This window comes from Hymenobacter elongatus, assembly GCF_004745955.1.
Taxonomy (GTDB): Bacteria; Bacteroidota; Bacteroidia; order Cytophagales; family Hymenobacteraceae; genus Hymenobacter; species Hymenobacter elongatus.
Genome location: NZ_SRLD01000001.1, coordinates 206,915 through 229,476 on the forward strand (window position 1 = coordinate 206,915; position 22,562 = coordinate 229,476).

General features: G+C 58.3%; 24 protein-coding genes. 16 read left to right on the forward strand and 8 right to left on the reverse strand.

Translation table 11 applies throughout. The features are described from left to right. Positions 1-220: 220 nt before the first annotated feature. From E5J99_RS00895 to E5J99_RS00905, 3 genes are all read right to left on the reverse strand, one after another. Positions 221-955 carry a YdcF family protein gene (locus E5J99_RS00895; RefSeq protein ID WP_167851918.1) on the reverse strand — a complete coding sequence of 245 codons (735 nt, stop codon included), beginning with the start codon at positions 953-955 and terminating at the stop codon, positions 221-223. A 399-nt stretch (positions 956-1,354) separates the two neighbouring features. Continuing rightward, positions 1,355-1,711, reverse strand: a complete 357-nt coding sequence (locus E5J99_RS00900) for a thioredoxin domain-containing protein (protein ID WP_135495833.1) — start codon at positions 1,709-1,711, stop codon at positions 1,355-1,357. A 131-nt stretch (positions 1,712-1,842) separates the two neighbouring features. Continuing rightward, positions 1,843-3,627, reverse strand: a complete 1,785-nt coding sequence (locus E5J99_RS00905; protein WP_135495834.1) for a DUF885 domain-containing protein — start codon at positions 3,625-3,627, stop codon at positions 1,843-1,845. Between the two features lie 283 nt (positions 3,628-3,910). Here E5J99_RS00905 and E5J99_RS00910 point away from each other — a divergent pair, with 283 nt between their 5' ends. The 6 genes from E5J99_RS00910 (at position 3,911) to E5J99_RS00935 (ending at position 8,832) form a co-directional block, all read left to right on the forward strand. Then, complete coding sequence (locus E5J99_RS00910; protein WP_135495835.1) at positions 3,911-4,474, forward strand: helix-turn-helix domain-containing protein; 564 nt, start codon at positions 3,911-3,913, stop codon at positions 4,472-4,474. A gap of 35 nt (positions 4,475-4,509) precedes the next feature. After that, positions 4,510-5,949, forward strand: coding sequence for a DNA/RNA non-specific endonuclease (locus E5J99_RS21715; protein WP_135495836.1), 1,440 nt, complete (start codon positions 4,510-4,512; stop codon positions 5,947-5,949). 335 nt (positions 5,950-6,284) lie between these two features. Beyond that, on the forward strand, positions 6,285-6,845 hold the full coding sequence (locus E5J99_RS00920; protein WP_135495837.1) for a cupin domain-containing protein: 561 nt from the start codon (positions 6,285-6,287) through the stop codon (positions 6,843-6,845). A gap of 334 nt (positions 6,846-7,179) precedes the next feature. Then, positions 7,180-7,671: a nuclear transport factor 2 family protein gene (locus tag E5J99_RS00925; protein WP_135495838.1), complete on the forward strand. Its 492-nt coding sequence runs from the start codon at positions 7,180-7,182 to the stop codon at positions 7,669-7,671. Between the two features lie 125 nt (positions 7,672-7,796). Continuing rightward, complete coding sequence (locus E5J99_RS00930; RefSeq protein WP_135495839.1) at positions 7,797-8,162, forward strand: hypothetical protein; 366 nt, start codon at positions 7,797-7,799, stop codon at positions 8,160-8,162. Between the two features lie 199 nt (positions 8,163-8,361). Next, positions 8,362-8,832 (forward strand): hypothetical protein, encoded by a 471-nt coding sequence (locus E5J99_RS00935; RefSeq protein ID WP_135495840.1) that lies wholly within the window; start codon positions 8,362-8,364, stop codon positions 8,830-8,832. A 718-nt stretch (positions 8,833-9,550) separates the two neighbouring features. Here the strand turns inward: E5J99_RS00935 and E5J99_RS22120 are convergent. From E5J99_RS22120 to rsmA, 5 genes are all read right to left on the reverse strand, one after another. Beyond that, complete coding sequence (locus E5J99_RS22120) at positions 9,551-10,432, reverse strand: nuclease A inhibitor family protein (protein ID WP_135495841.1); 882 nt, start codon at positions 10,430-10,432, stop codon at positions 9,551-9,553. Between the two features lie 142 nt (positions 10,433-10,574). Further along, positions 10,575-11,048: a transcription elongation factor GreA gene (gene greA / locus E5J99_RS00945; protein WP_135495842.1), complete on the reverse strand. Its 474-nt coding sequence runs from the start codon at positions 11,046-11,048 to the stop codon at positions 10,575-10,577. Positions 11,049-11,149: 101 nt separating this feature from the next. After that, positions 11,150-12,106, reverse strand: a complete 957-nt coding sequence (locus E5J99_RS00950) for an NAD(P)-dependent oxidoreductase (protein ID WP_135495843.1) — start codon at positions 12,104-12,106, stop codon at positions 11,150-11,152. 13 nt (positions 12,107-12,119) lie between these two features. Further along, positions 12,120-12,527, reverse strand: coding sequence for a hypothetical protein (locus E5J99_RS00955; protein ID WP_135495844.1), 408 nt, complete (start codon positions 12,525-12,527; stop codon positions 12,120-12,122). Positions 12,528-12,542: 15 nt separating this feature from the next. Then, a complete protein-coding gene (gene rsmA, locus E5J99_RS00960; protein ID WP_135495920.1) occupies positions 12,543-13,400 on the reverse strand; it encodes a 16S rRNA (adenine(1518)-N(6)/adenine(1519)-N(6))-dimethyltransferase RsmA in 858 nt (285 codons plus the stop codon). A gap of 188 nt (positions 13,401-13,588) precedes the next feature. Here rsmA and E5J99_RS00965 point away from each other — a divergent pair, with 188 nt between their 5' ends. From E5J99_RS00965 to accC, 10 genes are all read left to right on the forward strand, one after another. Then, positions 13,589-15,043 (forward strand): leucyl aminopeptidase family protein, encoded by a 1,455-nt coding sequence (locus E5J99_RS00965; protein ID WP_135495845.1) that lies wholly within the window; start codon positions 13,589-13,591, stop codon positions 15,041-15,043. A gap of 144 nt (positions 15,044-15,187) precedes the next feature. Next, complete coding sequence (gene pdxA / locus E5J99_RS00970; RefSeq protein ID WP_135495846.1) at positions 15,188-16,249, forward strand: 4-hydroxythreonine-4-phosphate dehydrogenase PdxA; 1,062 nt, start codon at positions 15,188-15,190, stop codon at positions 16,247-16,249. 129 nt (positions 16,250-16,378) lie between these two features. Then, positions 16,379-16,747, forward strand: a complete 369-nt coding sequence (locus tag E5J99_RS00975; RefSeq protein WP_135495847.1) for a helix-turn-helix domain-containing protein — start codon at positions 16,379-16,381, stop codon at positions 16,745-16,747. Between the two features lie 100 nt (positions 16,748-16,847). Beyond that, a complete protein-coding gene (locus tag E5J99_RS00980) occupies positions 16,848-17,357 on the forward strand; it encodes a YceD family protein (protein WP_245318655.1) in 510 nt (169 codons plus the stop codon). Between the two features lie 49 nt (positions 17,358-17,406). Beyond that, positions 17,407-17,628 (forward strand): 50S ribosomal protein L32, encoded by a 222-nt coding sequence (gene rpmF / locus E5J99_RS00985; RefSeq protein WP_135495849.1) that lies wholly within the window; start codon positions 17,407-17,409, stop codon positions 17,626-17,628. A gap of 61 nt (positions 17,629-17,689) precedes the next feature. Beyond that, positions 17,690-18,631: a phosphate acyltransferase PlsX gene (gene plsX, locus E5J99_RS00990; RefSeq protein WP_135495850.1), complete on the forward strand. Its 942-nt coding sequence runs from the start codon at positions 17,690-17,692 to the stop codon at positions 18,629-18,631. A 57-nt stretch (positions 18,632-18,688) separates the two neighbouring features. Further along, on the forward strand, positions 18,689-19,702 hold the full coding sequence (locus tag E5J99_RS00995) for a beta-ketoacyl-ACP synthase III (RefSeq protein WP_135495851.1): 1,014 nt from the start codon (positions 18,689-18,691) through the stop codon (positions 19,700-19,702). 188 nt (positions 19,703-19,890) lie between these two features. Further along, on the forward strand, positions 19,891-20,454 hold the full coding sequence (gene efp, locus E5J99_RS01000) for an elongation factor P (protein ID WP_135495852.1): 564 nt from the start codon (positions 19,891-19,893) through the stop codon (positions 20,452-20,454). A 28-nt stretch (positions 20,455-20,482) separates the two neighbouring features. Then, positions 20,483-20,959 (forward strand): acetyl-CoA carboxylase biotin carboxyl carrier protein, encoded by a 477-nt coding sequence (gene accB / locus E5J99_RS01005; RefSeq protein WP_135495853.1) that lies wholly within the window; start codon positions 20,483-20,485, stop codon positions 20,957-20,959. A gap of 120 nt (positions 20,960-21,079) precedes the next feature. Next, a complete protein-coding gene (gene accC, locus E5J99_RS01010) occupies positions 21,080-22,426 on the forward strand; it encodes an acetyl-CoA carboxylase biotin carboxylase subunit (protein ID WP_135495854.1) in 1,347 nt (448 codons plus the stop codon). Positions 22,427-22,562: the final 136 nt, after the last annotated feature.

Genomic DNA, 22,562 nt, shown 5'->3' on the forward strand with positions numbered 1-22,562 from the left:
AACAAGCGGACGCTGGAGCAAGCAGGACAACCACCTCATGAAATACTCTAAAGACTTGTTCCTGAATTAGGAACCGATGCTAAAATTCGGCTGTCATGCTCATCTGGCGTCCGCTTGTCGAAGCATCTCTACCGCAATGCTACTTACCACTGCGGTAGAGATGCTTCGACTTTGCTCAGCATGACGTTCTTTTTCGTGTCGCTTTATTCAGGAACGAGTCTTAACAGTACCCCAGCAGCTTATACGTCAGGTAGCCGGTCAGCTCGTGCAGCAGATGGCTCCAGCGGCCGAAGGCTCCGGCATCGGGCAGCCAGTAGTCGAGCGTGCGGCGGCGGTGGTCGTTGGTTCGGAAGTCGGCGGGAAAGGCGGTGGGCAGCAGGCCGGCCTTCCGGAAGCAGCCCAGGGCCCGCCGCTGATGAAAGGCGGAGGTGATGAGCACCAGCGTCTTTATTTCCGGGTGCCGGGCCAGCAGCAGCTTCGTGTTGAGCGCGTTTTCACGCGTATTGCGGCTGCGCTCTTCCACCAGAATGTGGCGGGCCGGCACGCCCGAAAGCCGCAGCAGCGTGGCAATATCCTGGGCCTCGGTATGGGCTACGGCGCGCAGTGAGCCCGAACCGCCACTGATGATAATGGACTTGATGCGGCCCGCCCGGTAGAGCCAGAGCGTATGCGTCACCCGGTCGGCTCCCTCGGCCAGGTACACCCGGTCGTGGGGCGACTTCTGGGTGCGGGTGACGCCGGTGAGCAGCACGCCCGCGTCGTGGGGCGGCAGGGTGCGCAGCGCTACCGGCGGCAGCTCCCACGCCAGATAGGCCTCATTGATCAGGCCGCCATTGGTACCGATCAGCATCAGCACCAGCGCGGCGACGATAAAGCCGCGCTGACGGCCGGGGTGGCGCTGGCTCAGCAGGGCGGCACCGAGCAGCGCCAGTAGCCACACGGCAGGCTCCAGCACAAATGGGAGGAGTTTGGAGAGAAAGAAAAACACGGCGCGAAGCTAGGGAAATTTGCCGGGCACCGTACCCCACCTAGGGTGTGTGGACAGTGACCGAAAGGGCTGTTTTGTTCCGTATAGCACGTCATGCTGAGCGAAGTCGAAGCATCTCGCGTGCCATGGTAAATGATTACTGTGGCACGCGAGATGCTTCGACTTCGCTCAGCATGACCTTCTTTCTGTTTACTGTCCACACTTCCTAATTTAGGCAGGTAGTGTTAGCACATCGTTGTGCTGCGCGCGGGAGTAGCGCATGCTACCCCCAGTCGGCAAAAAACGCCTAAAACAGCAGAAATAGCAGCCCGAACGTGAGCAGCACGGTTAGCAGGGCCCACATGTCTTTGTGAAGACGCAGGCGCACTAGCTGGTGTGGGGCTGAAACTGCCGCAGGCGCTGGAGTGTCGCCAGTACTTCGGCTTCCGTAGTCAGCGTGTCGCACTCCAGGATGCAGCCCTGGCAGTAGCTCACGAAAAACGGCGCCACTTTCTGCTGCATCAGCTTTTTAGCCACCGGGCTTTCTTCCGAGGACAGCCGCAGAAACAGGACGGCGGCAAACGGCTCGTCGGCAGCAGACTGGGCAAAGGGCGTTGCCAGTTGGGCACAGATGGGACAATCATCTGCCGTGAACATGGCCAACACCTTCAGATGGTCGTGGATATAGCGGCGCAGCCCTTCGTCGTTGGTATCGTGGACGCGCTGGCGGGTAGACTCTTTCATAAAAACAGACAAAAATGGGGAAATAGTGCCCAGGCAGCAAACCGGATGTAGCTACGCAGACACGAAAGCCGACCCAGAAACTCTTTCTGTGACAGCTTCTTTTGCACCATATGGCAATTACCGCTAGTACGTTACGCTTTCTTCAGCATCATGGTCCGGATGTAGCGCACCGGGGCGCTGCCGTAGCTCAGAAACTGCTCGTTGAAGGTCTTCAGATCGAACTTGCTGGCCTGCTGCTGCTTCAGCTCCTGGCGCAGGTCGTAGATTTCGGTGTAGCCTGTGAAGTAGCTGCTCAGCTGCACCTGGCTCAGGGTGGCGCGCCGCCACTTGTTGCGGGCCTCGGAATCTTCCTGGAACCCGTCGCGGGTGAGCTGGGCCACAATGCTGGCCTCGGAGGCGTTGTTGACCTGGATTTCGTGGTCGATGATGGCGTTGATGGTCACGCGCATGTTCCACTTGTCCCACATCAGCCAGATTTCATCGGTGTTGTTGCCGTAGCCGCTTTCCAGCATCATGCGCTCGGCATACACGGCCCAGCCCTCAATCATGGCTCCGTTGCCGAAGATGGACTTAATGAGCGAAGGGCTGCGGTTGGCGTACACCAGCTGCGTGTAGTGGCCCGGAATGGCCTCGTGGATATTCAGAATCTGGAGGGTGTACTCGTTGTACTCGCGCAGGTAGCTTTCGGCCTTGGGCGCGGGCTGGCCGTCGAGGGGCTCCACGTTATAATAGGTGTTGGCAGCCGTGTCGTAGGGGCCGGGGGCCGATACGGAGGCGCCGGCCCCGCTGCCGCGCATATACAGCGGCGTTTCGCGCACTACCAGCGGCTTGGTCGGGTCCTGGGTCAGCAGCTTCTTGTCATTCACGAACTTCACCAGCGCCGGAATCTGGGCCTGCACGGCGGCCACAAACCCTTGCTGGGTGGCGTGGTTCTGCGAGAGTTTGCTGATTACCTGCTTCACGGCAGCCAGCGAGTCGGTGGGCAGCGGCTGACCGGCAAAATACTTCGGCCAGAGCCGCACGGCCCGCTTTTTCATATCGTGCAGCAGCTCGGCTTTGTGCTGCTGCGCCTTTTGGTACACCTGGTCGGCCGAGTAGCCGCTCTGGATATCGAAGGCAAACTTCCGGTCGTAGAGGGCCTTGCCCAGGCGGAAGCTGCGGAAGTTGCCGGCCGGCAGCACTTCTTTTTGTAAGAAGGCGATATAGTTTTCGAGCACCAGCGTGGTGGTCGTCAGCCGGTCGCGGAAGTCCTTTTTCTCGCGCTCCGAAAGGCGCGAGCGGCTCAGCGAATCCAGCAGCGCCGGGCCAAATACCGCCAGTGCGCCCTGGGTTTGCAGAATCGCCAGCTCAGTGTGCTCCCGGGTGGGCTTTTGGATGTTGTCCTCCGCCGCCGCGTAGTAATCGGCCGCGCGCGACATTTTCAGGGAAATGCTGCGTAGCCGCCGGTCGAGGGGCTGGTAGCGGCCGTTCAGGATTTCGGCTACCGACGAGCCCAGGTTGTAGGTGGCCGGGTTCCACTGCCACTCCTTCAGCGTGTCGGCATACCAGCGCGAGCTGTTCAGGTAGTTCTCAATCAGCCGAAAATCGGTCTGGTTATTCACCGACAGATCGGCCACCGCAAATGCACCGAGCTGCTTGCGCACCCGCCCCTGGGCCGCCGCCTCGGTTTGCCGCCGGCCGGCATTGGGCACCACCAGCAGCGAGTCGTAGCGGTGGTAGCCCTGGCTGCTGGCCCACTCGGGGTTGTAGTACCAGAGCGAATCGATGAACTGCGCCTTGAATTGGTCGAAGTTGGCGTCGGCAGTGGGCGTTTCGGTGGTGCCGGCCTGCTGCCCGGAGTCGCAGCTGCCCAGCCACAGAGCCGTGGCGCAGCCGGCAGCGAGCAGCAGGAGTTTGGGAGTAGAAGTTGTGGTCATGCAGTGGTTAGCAGTGGAAATACTGGTCAAGAACAGAATGGGAAGCAAGGTAGGCTACAATGACCCGATTTCCCGCACGGCGTTGCCTACCAAGGGCTGGCGGCGGTGGCTGGTATTCTCACCGTCACAGGTACGCACGATTAAATCTGGTTGTGACGGCGGGTGTCACACTTCTTGCTGTCACATTATTATTTGTGACAGCAAGAAGTGTGACACCCGCCGTCACAACTAGTAGCTTATTCGACATCTTTGTGACACCTCCTCCGCTATTCCTCCTTTCCTTATGTCGTCGGATACCTTACCGGGCCAAGTGCGAATGCTCCTGGGGCTTACGCAGCTGGAGCTGGCCGTTCATTTGCGCCTGTCCCGCGAGCGGCTGGCCCAGGTCGAGATTGGTCGGCGTAGCTTGCCGCTGGAGGCTATGCAACGCCTGCTGCCGTTTCTTGAACCGCTGTATGGCGCCACTACCGAGCCCCCGCTGGCTACCACGGAAACGGAGCCGCCGCCTGCCGACCTGGAGGCCGTGCGGTGGCGGCTCACCGTCTGCCGTCATGAAGCCGTGAATGCCCGCTACCAGCTCACGCTCCTGCAACAGAAGACCCAACCGCTTCGGCGGCGGCTGGTAGTGCTGTCCCCGCTGCTGGCCGCCCTGCCCCCGCCTCCCCCCGATGGCCGCCCCGACCCCGATGCCCGCGACCGGCGCTGGTACACCGACTGCCTGGCGGCAGCCACCGATGCGCTGGCCCGCTTCGGGGCGGTGCCCCAGGGGTTGCTCGACGCCCGGATTCAGGCCCTGGACGCTGAAATTGCGGCCTTAACGCGCCTGCTGCCTCCCGTGGCCGGCTAGTACGCCGCCTTCCTCCTATCGAATACCTTCGCCCCATGATCCGCCTCTTCTTCATCCTGCCCGTAGCGTTGCTGGCCTGCTCCCAGCCCCAACCCGAAACCACCCGCACCGACGTGCCCGAGGGGCCGCCCGCCATTGCGGTGCAGTCGGCTGCCAGCCTGGCGCAGGTGGCCGGCCGGTTTCCCGAAACGTTTGAGGCGGGCAGCAAAGGGGCCTACTCCCCCGCCGATGAAACCTTGGGGACCGGCTCCTGGCACTTCGAAGATGCCCTGATCGGCTCTTCGGACCAGGACCACAAAAACGGGCAGCACGCGGCCCGCCTGCGCGGCCAGGGCCGGCTGCGCATGAACTTCGATGCCCCGGCCGGGGTACGTAGCATCCGCATCAGCGCGGCCAGCTACGGCTCCGACGCGACCAGCACCTGGGAGCTGTGGGGCAGCATAGATGGTGGGCGCACGTTTCGGCGCATCGGCCGGCCGGTACGCACACAGGGGCCGCGCCTCGTGGCCACGGCCTTCGAGGGCGGCACTACCGGGCCGCTACGCCTCGAAATCCGCAAGACTGATACCGGGAGCGGGCGCTTGAATATCGACGATGTGACGCTGGCCACCGCCGCGGGCGGCGTGGTAGGGAGCGGTGCAGAAGCCGATACGCAGGCCCCCACGGGGACGTCGCTGCCGCCTGCCACTACGCGCCAGGCCACGGCCGTCGTCACCAGCCGCGACGACCACATGACCCTGGGCAACCCCAGCGGGGCCAGCACCAGCCCCGCCAACGCCAACAACTACCTCCTCAGCAAGCCGCAGTTTGTGCTGAGCTACCACGCCGGCCGGGGCATTCCGAACTGGGTGAGCTGGCACCTGAACCGCGCCTGGCGCGGGTCCGCGCCGCGTCAGGACGACTTCCGCCCCGACCCGGCCCTGCCTCGGCAGTTCTACCAGGTCACGCCGCGCAGCTACAGCAGCTCGGGCTTCGATAAGGGCCACAACTGCCCCAGCGCCGACCGCACCACCGACCTCGACGACAACTCGGCCACTTTCCTGATGACCAATATGATTCCGCAGGCCCCCAACAACAACCAGCGCACCTGGAGCAGCCTCGAAGAATACGGCCGCGCCTTGGTGGAGCGGGGCCAGGAAGTATACGTCATCATGGGCAGCTACGGCAAGGGCGGCACCGGCTCCAAAGGCTTCGCCACCACCCTCGACGGCGGCCGCGTGACGGTGCCCAGCCGGGTATGGAAAGTGCTGGTTATCCTGCCCGAAGGCTCCGACGACCTGCGCCGCATCCCCGCCCAGGCCCGTATCCTGGCCGTGGACACGCCCAACGACAACGCCGTGAGCCCCGACTGGAGCCAGTACCGCGTGTCGGTCGACGCCATTGAAAACGCCACCGGCCTAGACTTGCTCAGCAAGCTACCCGTGGACGTGCAGGCCCGGTTGGAAGCCCAGGTGGATCAGGGCCCGACGCGGTAAGCTGGATGCAGGACCGGTACTTTATCGAAGAAGGTGTAGCACTACCCCAGCCGGAAAAGATGGCTGCACTGTTGCGGGAATACCGCCAGGTCGGTTTTAGAAGCTGTTTAGCAGGTCGCTGAAATCAAATAGAACGTCCTGAACAGCTTCAAAATCATTTTACCTCTTGGCCAAGTGGGGAATCCTGACGCAGTTGGATTCGGCGCGGGACGACAGAAACCTGATTGCCGACTAAAGCCAGCTGGCGCGGGGCGCAGCCGTGTGCCAACAATCTTAAAAAATCTATATTTAGAGAAGCCCTACCGCTCCCGCCTCCACCTCTAACCTATCTGGCTATGCAGCGCAGAAGATTTGTTCAGACCACCCTGGCCGCTCTGCCCTTCGTGGCCGCGGCTCCCGCCCGCTTCCTGGCCGACCAGCCCGCCAAGGGGTTCAAAGTCGGTGCCGGGGAAGGGCGTCTGCACGGCCACATGCAGCTGAAAGGCGTCAACTCAAATATTCTGGACTTGAAGGTGTCGGGCCTGGATACGAACGGCGGCCTGGCCATCTTCGAGCAAACGAGCATCTCGCCGGGTCGCGGCACTCCATTGCACGTACATCTGGCCCAGGACGAAGTGTTTTACGTGCTCGACGGCGAGTACTATTTCCAGGTCGGTGACGACAAGTTTCGACTCCAAACCGGCGACAGTATCTTCCTGCCCCGACAAGTTCCCCACGCCTGGACCCAGGTCAGCGCGAAAGGAAAAATGACCGTGACTTTCCAGCCCGCCGGGAAGATGGAGGAATTCTTTGCCACGATGGCTGCTCGCAAAACGGAGCCTACGCCGGAGGAAATAACCAAGCTATTTGCGGCCTGCGAGATGAAAGTGGTAGGGCCGCCCTTGACGGTGGAGTAGTTTTTCGATCCGCAGTTATTTTTACAAACCCTGTTGATAAACAGAGGTGCATACGTGTGGTAAATGGCCCCACGGTAAGCTATAGCGGTTTCGCAAACCGTAAATATCCGCTGTAGAGACGCGTATTCGCGTCCCGTCGGTGAACGAAACCGGGCAGGCGGCACGAACGACGAGACGCGAATACGCGTCTCTACAGCAGCCGGGTTGCACCGTTCACAAAACCGCTATAACGCCTGAAAAACCGCCTTGGGCACTTGTACTCAGTTCGGTTAGTCAACTACTGACAGTAGTAACCGAGCTACTTCCTACCTTCCCGGCTTCAACCCCGAAGCTGATGAAACTCCTGCTCCTCGCCGCGCTGCCCCTGGCGGGCACCTTTGCCTGTACTACGGCCAAACCCGCCGTGCCCGCCGCGGCGGCTCCCCGGTCGCCGGCCGCGCAGGAGCTCTATACCACCATTGCCCGGCAAGACAGCCTCATGTTCGTGGCCTTCAACCGCCACGACCTCGCCCAGCTGCAAACCTTCTTTGCCGAAGACCTCGAGTTCTACCACGACCGGGGCGGCCTGGCGAATTACCAGCAGTCGATGGACGGCTTCCGGCGCATGTTTGAGCAAAACAAAACCACCGGCCTCAACCGCCAGCTGGTGCCCGGCACCCTGGAAGTGTACCCCATTAAGGACTATGGCGCGGTAGAAACTTACCAGCACCGGTTCTGCCACGTCGAAAACGGCAAGGACGACTGCGGCACGTTCAAGAACACCATGCTCTGGCGCCTTAAGGACGGGCAGTGGAAAGTAACCCGGGTCATCAGCTACGACCACTGAGCGGCGCCTGGCCGGTTGGCGAAGCGCTAGTACTCACCTTCTAGGCTCCCCCCATGCAGCCCCACGTAGCGGTTCAAAATCAGTATTCTTTTGATTCAATCAGAGCAAACTTCTCGATAATAGCTATGTCCGCAAACGATTCCTTCAACGAGTCATTTTACTCATATTTGGAAGCTCATCTGGAAAGGACTTTCGCTCATTCCAACCAAGAGCGAATCCAAACGCTATGGTGTGATGGTATTCGACCGCCCATTATCGAAAGTCAGCTCACAAAGAAGAGCGTCGACGATTCCCGGCAGATAGTCACCAAGGCTTTTATTGGCCATTCGCCAACAGCTGATGCATATGACTTAACGATTCTGTTTGGCAAGTATTCCCTAAGAAGGTATGCCAAAGGGGCCAGCTTGATAGACTGTATTCCGGATTCGGAATCAACGGATTGGATGGAAATTGATACGGCTAGTCACACCATTCAAATCCAGTTGAAGTAGTAGCTACCTGTATCGGGCTATGCCACCGAAAAAACCCACCCCTTCCCTACCGCGTCTGCTTCAACGCCCCAACTGAAGCTGATGAAATTCCCGCTCCTGACAGTGCGTGAATAACGTTGAGCTTAGTGAAGCGTCTTTTCTGTCGGAGCAATTGAAGGTTGTCTTTTCCCTTGCCTCTACCATACCTATTGTTTGAAATATGAGTCACAAGCTTTATGATATAGCTCTATACTATGAGCCGATGGATGAACAGTCTACCATTTTCGCTCGGAGGCAGAATGCAATTTCAGCCTTATATGTGTATAACCTCAACGGTTACAAACCTCAATCTACCTCACGTATTTCTGTAACTCTGGCTGATAAAGATCTAATTATCGGATATATGAGCAGTAGCGTACTTTCCGTATATGCGCACTTCGACAAGTTTGCTTACTGGCAAAAAAGTGCAGAGGAACAGAACCTGATTATAATCGATACTATTCACCGTATTGCGCTTGCAAGCGCCGAAAAATATAATTGGAACAAAGAAATTCTTGAACAAGCTTATCAAAAGACTCTTGCAGCAAATTTCAAGTATGCAGAAGGCAAAATCAAGATATCAAAAGACAAAAAAACACAAAGCTTGTATCCTGCTAGAAATGGAAGCCGGTTTTTGTGTTATTTCCGCTAGATTTTATAATGCCGATAACCAACTAGTCCGAACTTCTGAGTTACTTAAAACATTACAACATGAAATGTTTTATGGCAAATTGATAAAAAACAATAAATGGTTTAGCCGCAGTAGCTTTGGTTTACACTCCAAGAATGAAGAACTGATTATCAAAGCATGTAGTGACCACGAAGGCTGTGAGGTGATTATTACCCCTAAATTTCATACACGGGAGTCTATAGAAGCTTATCTTCTACACATTACTAATGGAAAGCCTCCCTTCGAAGCTGGTCTATCCCTTTCGTCACCCGGCTACTAAGCGAAGATTACGGGCATCTGTACTTGGCTAAACCGTTTACCTGATGCACTCCAACGCGCTGGTTACCTCCAGTTAGGCGTAAATGAACCGCAGCCTCAATAAATAGCAGCGCCCTTGCCTACCTTCCCGGCCTCAACCCCGAAGCTGATGAAACTCCTGCTTCTTGCCGTGCTACACCTCGCGTGCCTTTCAACCCTCGCCCAGACGCCAGATGAGGTTTGGACGCAGTTTAATAGAGAGAGGGCGAAAAAACCGATGCCGCTTTCTACGTTGCTACCACACGACCAGAATAACTGGTAAATGGACGAGCTAGTGTGCCATCCGGCGGGGAGACTAAAAAATGCTGCCGACAAGAATGCCTGGCACGGGCATTCTTGTCGGCAGCATTCCAGCGTACGTTCAGAATTAATTGAGCGTCTCTTAGGTTTCCGTCAGCACGGTTTTGAAGCCGGCCAGCTTGCCTTCACCGGTTTTGCCCAGCGCAAAGGCCTGCACCTGCGGCCCGGTGCCGATACGGTAGACCTTAGTTTCCTGGAGCTCCTGCTTCATGAACATCTGCAGGGCTTTGTAGCGGTTGGCCAGCTCCGGGTCGCCCAGCACGCCGTCATCGGCGGTGTGGTTGCGCAGAAAGTGCATCAGCTCCTGGGTTTCGACTTTCGTGCCGGCTGGCTGGTCGGCGAGCTTCAGCAAAGCCGCATCGGTCAGAGCGCCGGCGGGGGCGTCGAAGCTGACTACCGTCAGCGGTGCCTCCGACTCGCTGACGAACTGCAGGCCGGTGGTGAGCTCCCGCAGCTGGGTGGAAACCGTATCGGTAGCGGCGGGTGCTTCGTTGGCTTCGGCCGTTTCTCGCTCGGCTTTGGTTTCCAGTGGTTTCGCGGCGGCACTATGGGCCTGGGCAGCCACAGTCTCGGGTACTTTGGCACCGATGGCGGCGGCCAGCTCATTCATGCGCCGCTCGTCCACCTTTATTTTGGGGTTAGCGAAATTCATGTCCGATACCTTGGTCATCGGAATGAGGTGAATGTGGGCGTGAGGAACTTCGAGCCCGATGACGGCCACGCCAACGCGCTTGCAGGGCACGGCCGCTTTCACGCCCGTGGCTACGCGCTGGGCAAACTGGTGCAAAGCCGCTAGCTCCTGCGGAGCCATATCGAAAATGTAGTCGACTTCACGCTTGGGAATTACCAGCGTGTGGCCTTCCACGAGCGGCGTAATATCCAGAAAAGCCAGGTGGTGCTCATCCTCAGCGACTTTATAAGCGGGCAGCTCGCCCGAAACGATGCGGGAAAAGAGGGAAGGCATAAGCGGAACTGGTGAGGGGTGAAAGTGGGAAGTAGCAGTTCAGCGCTAACGGAATTGCCGGGCCAAAGTACGGGCAAAACGCACAAGGGCGAAGCCATTGGCTTCGCCCTTGTGCGGAAATGAAAAACGGTCTGCGCTCCGGCTACCGGCTCACTTCCAGAATCTGGAACTGCAGCTTGCCGGCGGGTACGGTAATTTCGGCGGTGTCGCCGGCCGATTTGCCCAGCAGGCCCTTACCAATGGGAGACTTCACCGAAATCTTGCCCGCAGCCAGGTTGGCTTCTTCCTCGGCCACCAGCAGGTAGTCGAGCACCATGTTATTCTTCAGGTTCTTGAGCTTCACTTTACTCAGAATCAGCACCTTGGTAACGTCCATGTTGGTATCGTCGATAACGCGGGCGTTGCCGACAACTTCTTCCAGCTTGGATATTTTCAGCTCAGGCAGCCCCTGCGCATCCTTGGCGGCATCGTACTCGGCGTTTTCGCTCAGGTCGCCTTTGTCGCGGGCTTCGCGCAGGTCTTCCGCTGCTTTGGCCCGGCCGCGAATTTTGAGTTCCTGCAGCTCGTCTTTGAGTCTTTGTAGACCTTCAGGAGTATAATAATTGACGGAAGCCATGGAGGTGTAGGGTTTGCTAAAAAACAAGGAGAACGGTCGGCCGAGCCAACCGTTCTCCGAATAGGTTTGAGACAAATATACGAAACCCGGCGCAATTTCCCTTAGTACCCGGCGCGGGCGGTTCGCAGGAAAGCTCCGATTTTGTGGGCCAGCACTTCATTGATACGCTGGTAGGACTGAAAGCTCCAGCCGCCGATGTGGGGCGAAAACAGCACGCTGGGCGAGGCTTGCAGATACTCCAGGGTTGCCTGCTGCATGGGGGTCAGGGTGCCGAGCTTTTCGTTTTCGAGCACGTCCAGGGCCGCGCCGCGCACTTGCCCGCCGCGTAGGCCGCGGACCAGCGCCGCGTGGTCGAGCACTTCGCCCCGGGCCGTATTGAGCAGCCAGATAGGGTTTCGAAAACCGGCCAGCAGCTCATCGTTCACGAAGTGCCGGTTGGCTGCTACGTAAGGAATATGCACGCTCAGCACCTCGGCCCGCTCCTGCAGCTCCTGCAACGACACCATGATGGCGTGGTGGTCGCCTTGGTGGGCGGGGTCGATATCGTAGGCCAGCACCGTGCAGCCGAAGCTGCTCAGGCGGCGCGCAAACGCGGCTCCCATATTGCCATAGCCCAGAATTCCGATGGTTTTGCCGCCTATTTCTTCGCCCCGGTTGGCTTCGCGCCGCCAGCTGCCCTGGCGCACCTCGTGGTCGGCGCGGGCAATGTTGCGAAACAGGGCCAGCAGCAGGCCCAGCGTGTACTCGCCCACGGCGTCGCGGTTGCCCTCGGGCGCATTGAGCAGCGTTACGCCCGCCGCCGCCAGCGCCGCCTCGTCAATGTTATCGACGCCGGCCCCGGCTCGGGCCACGTAGCGCAGGTGCGGACCGTGGGCCAGCAGGGCCGAGTTTACGCGCAGCTTGCTGCGCACAATCAGGCCGTCGTAGGGCTGGGCGGCCAGGGCCGCCGGAATCTCGGTGGCCGTCAGATCGGGCCGGTAGTGCAGCACAATGCCCAGCGGCGCGAGCAGCTCGGGCAGCGAGGGGTGCATTTCATCGACACAAAGGCAAAGACTCATAGAATTTGTCAGTCTAGAAAGGTCCTACTTGGCGGAGTACCGTGTCTGCGGTAAGCTGGAGCAGCTTTTGGTTCAGCTCCTCTTTCAGGAAAGGGCCCCGGCGCTGGCGGCTGGCATCCTCCTGAGAAGTAGCAGACAACGGGTACAGAAAATAAAAATCAACGCCGGCGCGGGCAACCAGATACTTGCCGCTCATCCGGGTATCGTAAACCGGCTCCAACAGGGTTCCGCCGTATGGTGTAGATTCATTTTCATACCAGTGGAGCGCGTAGCCATTGTCCGAACCGGCCGTGTAATAGTGTCCTGCTAGATGAGTGATATTGTCCTCATCTAGCAAGCCGACTGCAAGAATATACCAAGCCCCCACAACGGCAGCTACGGCAGCTATTCCTTTGCAAAGAATCTGTAATGCTCGGGCCATTGTGGTCAGCTTAGCTTATTCCTCCTCGGTTTCTTCAGAAACTTCTTTTGCGCGTCTCGATTTAGCATTGTTCACCTGCGGCGGGGCCACTACGCGGTGTTGCTGCACGTGCTTGGTCAGCTCCACGAAATCGGCTACGCTCAGCTGCTCGGCACGCTTCTCGAAAATCGGGTCAGTGGTGGCTTCGGCGGGCATTCCAAATGGTTTCAGCGCATTGCGCAATGTTTTGCGCCGCGTCTGGAAGGCTTGCTTCACAACTTTAAAAAACAGCTTCTCGTCGCACGCCAACTGCTCGGTAGCGTTGCGCGTGAGGCGAATGACAGCCGACTGCACTTTGGGCGGCGGAATAAACACGTGGGGCGGCACCGTAAACAGCAGCTCGACGGTATAGAATGCCTGGAGCAGCACGCTCAGAATGCCGTAGGTTTTGGAGCCCGGCGGCTCGGCAATCCGGTCGGCCACTTCCTTCTGAATCATGCCCACCACCTCGCGCACCTGGTGACGGTGGGTGAGCACCTGAAAGAAAATCTGGCTGCTGATGTTGTAGGGAAAGTTGCCGATAATGCTCAGCGGCTGCGCCGGAAACAGCTGACCCAGATCCTGTTTCAGAAAGTCGGAGGAGATGATGCGCCCGTCCAGGGCCGGGAAATTGCGCTCCAGATACGCCACCGATTCGCGGTCAATTTCCACTACCGTAGTGCGGTATTCCGGGTGCTTCAGCAGGTCGCCGGTCAGTACGCCCATGCCGGGCCCTATTTCCAGCACCTCCGTTACGCTGTCGGGCAGGCGCAACGAATCCACGATGCGCCGCGCGATATTGGGGTCGGCCAAAAAGTGCTGGCCTAGGTGTTTTTTGGGGCTAACATGGTCCATCTTACTCATCGACATGGTGCGGGAGGGGAAGCGTATAAAGTTGCGGCTAGGGTGCCGTGCGGCACTTGTAGTATGATTCGGGCAAAGCAGAACGGTAGCCGTTGGCCCGTTCTTGGGGCGTGTATCTCAGTTCTACCAAAGGCTGCCTACCTTGCGCGCCCTAACTCGCCCCAAAGATACGTCCGTCTATGTCGATTCAACTAGCCCACTCCGCCACGCTACCCCAGCACGCCACAGCCGTCTTCCTGCTGCCCGCTGGTGCCAAGGAGCTGCCCGCCACCCTGCAGGACCTGCAAGCCGCCGCCCGTCAGTACGTTGCCGACCAACTGGCCGCCGATGCCAAGCTCATTACGGTCAACCACTTTTCACACCAGCACTACTTCGTTGTAGTGGCCGAAAAAGGTACTGCTGACCTCGTAGCCGAAGCTGTGCGCAAAAGTGGCCATCAGCTGCTGGCCCAGCTCAAAGCCGACAAGGTAGCCGAGCTGTTCGTGCAGGATTTGTCGGGGCACGCCACCGATCTGGCGTTGGCGCTGGCGGAGGGCATAGCGTTATCGGCCTATGAGTTTGCGGGCTACAAAACGGATGCAAAATCGAAGGAAGCCGCCAAGCTCACGCGCCTCACGGTAGTCGGCGAAGCCGTTTCGGAAGCCGAGCTGCAGGAGCTACACGGCGTGCTGCAAGGCGTATTCCTGGCCCGCGACCTAATAAATGCGCCTCTGAACAAGCTCAATGCCGTGCAGTTTGCCGAGCGCATGGCCGAAGCCGGCGAGGAAGCTGGCTACCGCACCGAAATCCTGGACCTGGTGCGCATCGAAGCCCTGCGCATGGGCGGTTTGCTGGCCGTAAACCAAGGCAGCCCCGAGCCGCCCACGTTCACCATCATGGAGTGGAAGCCCGAGGGTGCCACCAATGCCAAGCCCTACGTGCTGGTCGGCAAGGGCGTCGTGTTCGATACGGGCGGCTTGAGCCTCAAGCCCACCCCCAATTCGATGGACATGATGAAGTGTGACATGTCGGGCGGCGCGGCCGTTACCGGCGTGTTGTATGCCTTGGCCAAAAACAAGGTGCCGCTCCACGTTATCGGCCTGGTTCCGGCCACCGACAACCGTCCCGGCGGCCTGGCCTACGCTCCCGGCGATGTACTGACCATGTACAGTGGCCTGAGCGTGGAAGTGCTCAATACCGATGCCGAAGGCCGCCTGATCCTGGCCGACGCCCTGGCTTTCGCCAAGAAATATGAGCCGGAGTTTGTGGTCGATATTGCAACGCTCACCGGCTCGGCGGCCCGCGCCATTGGCAAGGAAGGCATCGTAGCAATGGGCACGGCCGACGAAACGCAGATGGCGGCGCTCAAAAAATCGGGCAACCGCGTGCATGAGCGCATCGTGGAGTTTCCGCTCTGGGATGAGTACGCCGAGCACGTCAAGTCCGACATTGCCGACCTCAACAACCTGGGCAAGGCCGAGGCTGGCGCTATTTCCGCCGGCAAGTTTCTGGAGCGCTTTGCCGTGGGCTACCCCTGGGTTCACCTCGATATTGCTGGTCCTGCCTATCTCACGGCCCCCGATTCTTACCGGGGCAAAGGCGGCACCGGCACCAGCGTGCGCCTGCTGTACGACTTTCTGAAAAACCAGGCTTAGCCGTTCGTCATTCCGAGCTTGCCGAGCAATCTCGCGTGCCATGCTAATAAGATTACTCTGCCAACATCAGCACGCGAGATTTCTTGGCAAGCTCGGAATGACGTTCTTTTTAATACAGCCCCTACGCTTCCCAAGCACCACACTATGAGTACTCTTCCCCGCCTCGGTATTTCAGTCGGCGACCTGGCCGGCATCGGCCCGGAAATCATTTATAAGACCCTGCTGGATAGCCGCCTGCTCAAATACTGCACGCCGGTGGTGTACGGCACGGCCACGGTGCTCTTCGACGATTTCCCGGTCGACAATCAGCAAAGCGCGCCGCTCACGTTCCGCCAGGTGCGCTCCGCCGCCGACATTGACCCCGGCAAGCCCAACGCCGTAACCTGCTGGGATGATGACTTCACGCTCACGCCCGGCCAGCCCACGGAGGCCTCGGGCCGCGCGGCGCGTGAGTCGTTGCTGGCCGCCGCCCGCGACCTGAAGGCTGGTCTGCTCGATGCCCTGGTCACGGCCCCCATCAGCAAGGAAAACACTCAGGCTGATGATTTCCGCTACCCCGGCCACACCGAGTTTCTGACCAGCTTCTTCGACGCTCCCGAAAGCCTGATGCTGCTGGCCAGCGAAGATCTGCGCGTGGCCACCGCTACGGGCCATATGCCCCTGAAAGACGTAGCCGGCCGGCTCACCAAAGCGCTGCTTACGGCCAAGCTGCGCATTCTGCTCAAGTCGCTACGCCAGGATTTTGGTATCGATAAGCCGCGGGTAGCCGTGCTGGGGCTCAATCCTCACGCCGGCGAAAAAGGGCTCCTGGGCTCCGAAGAGACCGAAATCGTGACGCCGGTTATCGAACAGCTACTCGGCGAAGGCCACCTCGTGTATGGCCCCTACCCCGCCGACGGCTACTTTGGCACTGGCCAGTTTCGCAAATTCGACGCCACCATGGCGCTATACCACGACCAGGGCCTGATTCCGTTCAAAACGCTTGCGTTTGAGCGGGGCGTCAACTTCACGGCTGGCCTGCCGGTGGTGCGCACCTCTCCCGACCACGGCACCGCCTATGGCCTGGCGGGCTCCTTCAAAGCGGATGAAACCTCGTTCCGGGAAGCCGTGTACATGGCCTGCGACCTTATTCGGCAGCGGCAGCTGTATGCCCATCTCAAACCTTTGATACCTGGCCCGGCTCCGCGCAGTGCCCGCCACGACTAGGGAGTTTCGTTTCAGAGTAGTTTCTTTCCGAAATCGAAATTTTGTTTGCGAGAGTAAAACTCTGTTGCTAGCTTTGCAGCGTTCGAGCTACAGCATGTTGCTGTTGCCGATTCCCTTTTATCCGGTTTCATGACCCTGCAAACTCCTGCTGACTATCGCACGGCGCTCCGCCGCCTCGATGCCCTGGCTGCAGCCGGTGTAGAGGGCAATGCGGTTCTGGAAGTGGAATTTCGGGCGCTTATCGTGGCTCTGGATGCCTACGAAGGACAGTTGGGTCTGCTCCCGATTCCTACTTTACCCACCTCACTAGCGGAGATGATAGAGTTGAAGCGGCAGCAGATGCGCTTGAAGCAGAAGGAATTGGCGGAGTTGCTGGAAGTACCGGCAGGGCGCCTTTCCCAGATTTTGAGCGGCAAGCGCCGCGTCACGCTCGACTTGGCCAAACGGCTTTATGAGCGGCTCAATATTCCTTCCGATTTCATTCTTAAACACGCCTGACCCAGCCTCCTATCCTTTCCTGTTTTTCTAAAACGGGGAAATATTTCTACTTTTGCCCCCTGCTACAAATTCACCCGTGAAGAAGGACTCTCAATTTGACTTGAACATTGCTAAACTGGCTCTGAAGACGCACCACTTTGCGTTTGAGCTGGACCGCGCTTTTTTTGAGCAGTTCGAGCAAAGCCTGATTCAGGACGGCCACCTCCACGCCGAGGTAGAGCTGACCAAAACGGATTTGCTGCTGACGCTGGACTTCCACATTCATGGCGCGCTACGCCTGATCTGCGACCGGAGCCTCGATGAGTTCGACCAGCCGATTGACGTGCGCCATACGATGCGCGTGCGCTTCGGCGACCAGAACCTGGAGCTGGACGACGACGTGCTGCAAATCACGCCCGACACCCAGATTCTGCCCATCGCGCAGCATTTGTTTGACTATATCGGCTTAGCCATTCCGATGAAGAAGCTGCATCCGCGCTTTCAGAATGAGCCCGATGAAAACCCCGATGCCGAAACCAAGCTCATCTTCACTACCCGCCAGCCCGGCGATGGTGCGGATGAAGACGAAGGCACCGACCCCCGTTGGGATGCCCTGCGCAACCTCAACTAACGACTTCACATTTTCGATTTTCCTTCGCTTTTTAATTTTCGATTGACCCATGGCACACCCCAAGCGCCGAACCTCCAAAACCCGCCGCGACAAACGCCGCACCCACGATAAACTGACCCCTAAAGCAATTACCATTTGCTCGAACACGGGTGAGCTGCACCTGCGCCACAAGGCGTACGTAGTGGATGGCGACCTGTACCTGCACGGCAAAGTAGCTATCAAAGACTATGCTCCCGTAGCTACCGCAGCACCTGCTTCCGAAGAAGAATAAGTGCCGCTAGCCGGCTCAGCCGGTCCGTCTTTCCGACTCCCTACCCCTTGACACCTCGTACATGAAGATAGCCCTGGACGCAATGGGAGGCGATTTCGCCCCTCAGGCTGCCGTGGACGGCGCCGTGTTGGCAGCCCAGAAGCTCGCCGGCGCGGCTCAGATTGTGCTCATTGGCCAAGAAGAAGCCGTCCGACCCCTGCTCCAGCAGCATGGGTCGGCGGCCGATGGCCTGCTGCTCGTAGCTGCTTCGCAGATTATCGAGATGGGTGAGCACCCTGCCAAAGCCTACCAGCAAAAGCAGGATTCCAGTATAGCCGTGGGCTACCGCATGTTGCACAACGGCGAAGTGGAAGCTTTTTGCTCCGCTGGCAACACCGGGGCCATGCTCGTAGGAGCCATGTTCAGCGTAAAGCCCGTTTCGGGTGTGATGCGCCCGGCCATTGCCAACTTCGTTCCGAAGTTGGAAGGTGGCTATGGCGTGTTGTTAGACGTGGGCGCTAATGCCGAGTGCAAGCCCGAGATGCTGGAGCAATTCGGCGAACTGGGCTCCCTCTATGCCCACTACGTGTTGGGTATTCCGCAGCCGAAAGTTGGGCTGATGAACCTGGGTGAAGAGGAAGGAAAAGGCACCAGCGTCACCCAGGCAGCCTACCAGCTGCTGAAAGTGAACCCGCACCTGCACTTTATCGGTAATATTGAGGGCCGCGACCTGTTCAACTCCAAAGCCGACGTTATCGTGTGCGACGGCTACACGGGCAACGTGGTGCTGAAGATGGCCGAGTCGGTGTACGAAATCATGGTTGAGAAAAAGATGCATGACCCCTTCTTCGACAACTTCAATTACGAGGCTGTTGGCGGCAGCCCCATTCTAGGTATCAATGACAACGCCATTATCGGGCACGGAGTGAGCACGCCGGAAGCCATTTGCAATATGCTGTTGCAAGGATACCAAATGGCTAAGTCAGGCATCGCCGACCAGATAAAAAATACTTTCAAGTCCTAGTGACTAAGTCCGGCTCCGGCCGGACTTTTTTTGCCGATTTTTTTCCTGTTTCCCCGAATGAACGTCACCGCCGCCATTACCGGAGTGGGTGCCTACGTGCCCGACTACGTGCTGACCAACAAGGAGCTCGAAACGCTGGTTGAGACCAACGAAGAGTGGATTGTGAGCCGTACAGGCATTCAGGAGCGACGCATTCTGAAGGGCGACAACCAGGGCACCTCTGTAATGGGTATCAAGGCGGTGCAGCAGCTACTGGCCAAAACCGGGGTGCGGGCCGACGAAATCGATTTGCTAATCTGCGCTACCACCACGCCCGATCTAGTGTTTCCGGCAACGGCCAATATTATCTCGGCAGCCATTGGAGCCACCAAGTCGTTTAGCTTTGATATGCAGGCGGCTTGCTCAGGCTTTATGTATGCGCTGGCCACGGGCGCCCAGTTTATCCAAACCGGAGCTTACAAAAAGGTAGTGGTGGTGGGGGCCGATAAGATGTCGAGCATTATCGATTACACTGACCGCGCGACCTGCATTATTTTCGGGGACGGTGCGGGCGCGGTGCTGCTCGAACCCAACGCGGAAGGCTTGGGTCTGCTGGACCAAGAGCTCCACTCGGATGGCAACGGCGAGCCATTTCTGCACCAGAAAGCGGGTGGCAGCCGCCGACCGCCATCGGCCGAAACGGTGGCCAATCGGGAGCACTACGTGCACCAGGAAGGGGCCACGGTATTTAAGTTTGCCGTTACCAACATGGCGGATGTAGCGGCTCAGGTGATGGAGCGCAACCACCTTACGGCCAATGATGTAGCCTGGCTGGTACCCCACCAGGCCAACAAGCGTATTATCGATGCTACGGCCCACCGCATGGGCGTAGGCCCAGAGAAGGTAATGCTCAATATTCAACGCTACGGCAACACGACCAACGGCACCATTCCGCTATGCCTAGCCGACTACGAGCAGCAGCTGCGTAAAGGAGACAACCTGATTATCGCGGCTTTTGGCGGCGGTTTTACCTGGGGCTCCTTGTATCTGAAATGGGCTTACGACCCAAAACCTGACCCGCAACAAGGCTAAATAGGCGGCTGAACGCGGAAAACTCCTATACTTGTACTCCCAACGTGCCGCCCCGCCACTCTCCGGGACGGCACGTTGCGTTTCCTCCCGGCTGCTGACTCACTGAAACTTAAGAAGTAAGACCGGGTAACGGGTTTCCGCTGCCGATTGCCTTACCCCACAGATTCCTCCTTTCAAAATTCCCAAGCATGGCCACCACCGCAGATTTTCGCAACGGGCTGGTACTCGAGTACAACAATGACCTCTACGTCATTACCGAATTCCAGCACGTAAAACCCGGAAAAGGTCCCGCCTTTGTGCGCACCAAGCTCCGTAACATCAAATCCGGCAAAGTTCTGGACAACACCTTCAACGCCGGTGTGAAAGTAACCACCGCCCGCGTGGAGCAGCGGCCGCACCAGTTTCTGTATAAGGATGACTACGGCTACACGTTCATGGACAATGCCACCTTCGAGCAGGTGTCGCTGCCCGAGGCTATGGTACCCTTCGCCGACCTGATGAAGGAAGGCCAGGAAGCCACTATCCTGTTTCATGCCGAAACTGAGCAGCCCCTCACCGCCGAGCTGCCGACGACCGTGGAACTCATGGTGACCTACACCGAGCCCGGCCTACGGGGCGATACGGCCACCAATACCCTCAAGCCAGCCACGGTAGAAACAGGAGCCCGCATTCAGGTACCCCTATTCATTGATACCGATACCAAAATTCGCGTCAAGACAAGCGACTACTCCTATGTCGAAAGAGTCAAATAAGCAGCCGAAACAGCCCACCGCCGCCGCCATGAAAGCCAAAGAACTACAGGACCTGATTGACTTTATTGCCAAGTCGGGTTTGAATAAAGTCAACATCGAAACCGAAGAGTTCAAGATTTCGGTACAGCGCGAGCCCAACTACAAACCGGTAGGCAGCGCCAGCGCACCGGCTCCTGTTGCCGCCGCACTGGCTCCCGCTCCGGTGGCTGCTCCGGCAGCTGCGCCCGCCGCGCCGGTGGCCGCCGCGCCCGAGGCTGCCAGCACGCACCAGCCGCTGAAAGCGCCAATGATTGGCACCTTTTACCGTAGCAGCAGCCCCGAAACACCGGTTTTCGTGAATGTAGGCGACATGGTAGAAAAAGGCCAGGTTATCTGTATCATCGAAGCCATGAAGCTCTTCAACGAGATTGAAGCCGAAGCATCGGGCCGCATCGTGAAGGCGCTGGTGGAGAATGCCACGCCCGTGGAGTACGACCAACCGCTGTTTCTGATTGAGCCGATGTAATTGGTTGGAGTCTTGAGGTCTTGGGAATGTAGAGTCTGGCCACCTTGTCAGCTCTAGGTTCGCAAGACCTTTTTCTTTGTAGGCAAGACCCCGAGCTTCTCAGACCCTAAGATCCCACTCATGTTTAAGAAAATACTGATTGCCAACCGGGGCGAAATTGCGCTGCGCATTATCCGTACCTGTAAGGAAATGGGCATCAAAACGGTGGCCGTGTACTCGACTGCCGATAAGGAAAGCCTGCACGTACGCTTCGCCGACGAGGCCGTGTGCATCGGGCCGCCCAGCAGCACACTTTCCTACCTGAATATTCCTACGCTGATTGCCGCCGCCGAAATCACCAACGCCGACGCCATTCACCCTGGTTACGGCTTCCTGTCGGAAAACGCGGAATTCTCGCGCACCTGCCAGGAAAACGGCATCAAGTTCATCGGGGCCTCGCCCGAGATGATCAACCAGATGGGCGACAAGGCTTCGGCCAAAGCCACGATGATTAAGGCCGGCGTGCCCTGCATTCCCGGCTCGGTGGGCCTGGTCGACTCGCTCCAGGACGCGCTGAAAATCGCCCACAAGATCAAGTACCCCGTTATTCTGAAGGCTACGGCCGGTGGCGGTGGGCGCGGCATGCGTGTAGCCCACAACGACGAAGAGCTGGAGAAAGGCTGGAACGACGCCCGCACCGAGGCCAAAGCTGCTTTTGGCAACGATGGTCTCTACCTGGAGAAGTTTGTGGTAGAGCCCCGCCACATCGAAATTCAGATTTGTGGCGACCAGTACGGCCACGTCTGCCACCTTTCGGAGCGTGACTGCAGCATTCAGCGCCGCCACCAGAAGCTGGTGGAGGAAGCCCCGTCACCCTTCATGACCGACGAGTTGCGCGAGAAGATGGGCAAAGCAGCCATTGCGGGTGCGGCGGCCATTAGCTACGAGGGTGTGGGCACTATCGAGTTTCTGGTAGATGCCAACCGGGATTTCTACTTCATGGAGATGAACACCCGTATTCAGGTGGAACATCCCGTGACGGAGGAAATCATCAACTATGACCTGATCAAGGAACAAATAAAAGTAGCGGCCGGCGTCCCGATTTCGGGCAATAGCTACTACCCGAAGATGCACGCCATGGAGTGCCGCATCAACGCCGAAGACCCTAAAAACGGCTTCCGACCTTCGCCCGGCAAAATCACGGTGCTACATATTCCCGGCGGCCACGGCGTGCGCGTGGATACGCACGTGTACGCGGGCTACACCATCCCGTCGAACTACGACTCAATGATTGCCAAGCTCATCACCGTGGCCCAGACCCGCGAGGAGTGCATCGTGAAAATGAAACGGGCGTTGTCGGAATTCGTGGTGGAAGGCGTGAAAACGACCATTCCGTTTCATTTGAAGCTGATGGACAACGCCGATTTCAAAGCCGGCAACTTCACCACCGCCTTCCTGGAAACCTCGTTCGACTTCTCGACGCTGTAGAATACTCAATTTGTATTACAGTATTTTATGCCCGTTTGACCTCGCTCAAACGGGCATTTTTCTTATGGACTTTATCGACTACTACGGGGTTATCCGAAATACATTGGGCTTGACCACTGCGGCAGCAGGTATAATT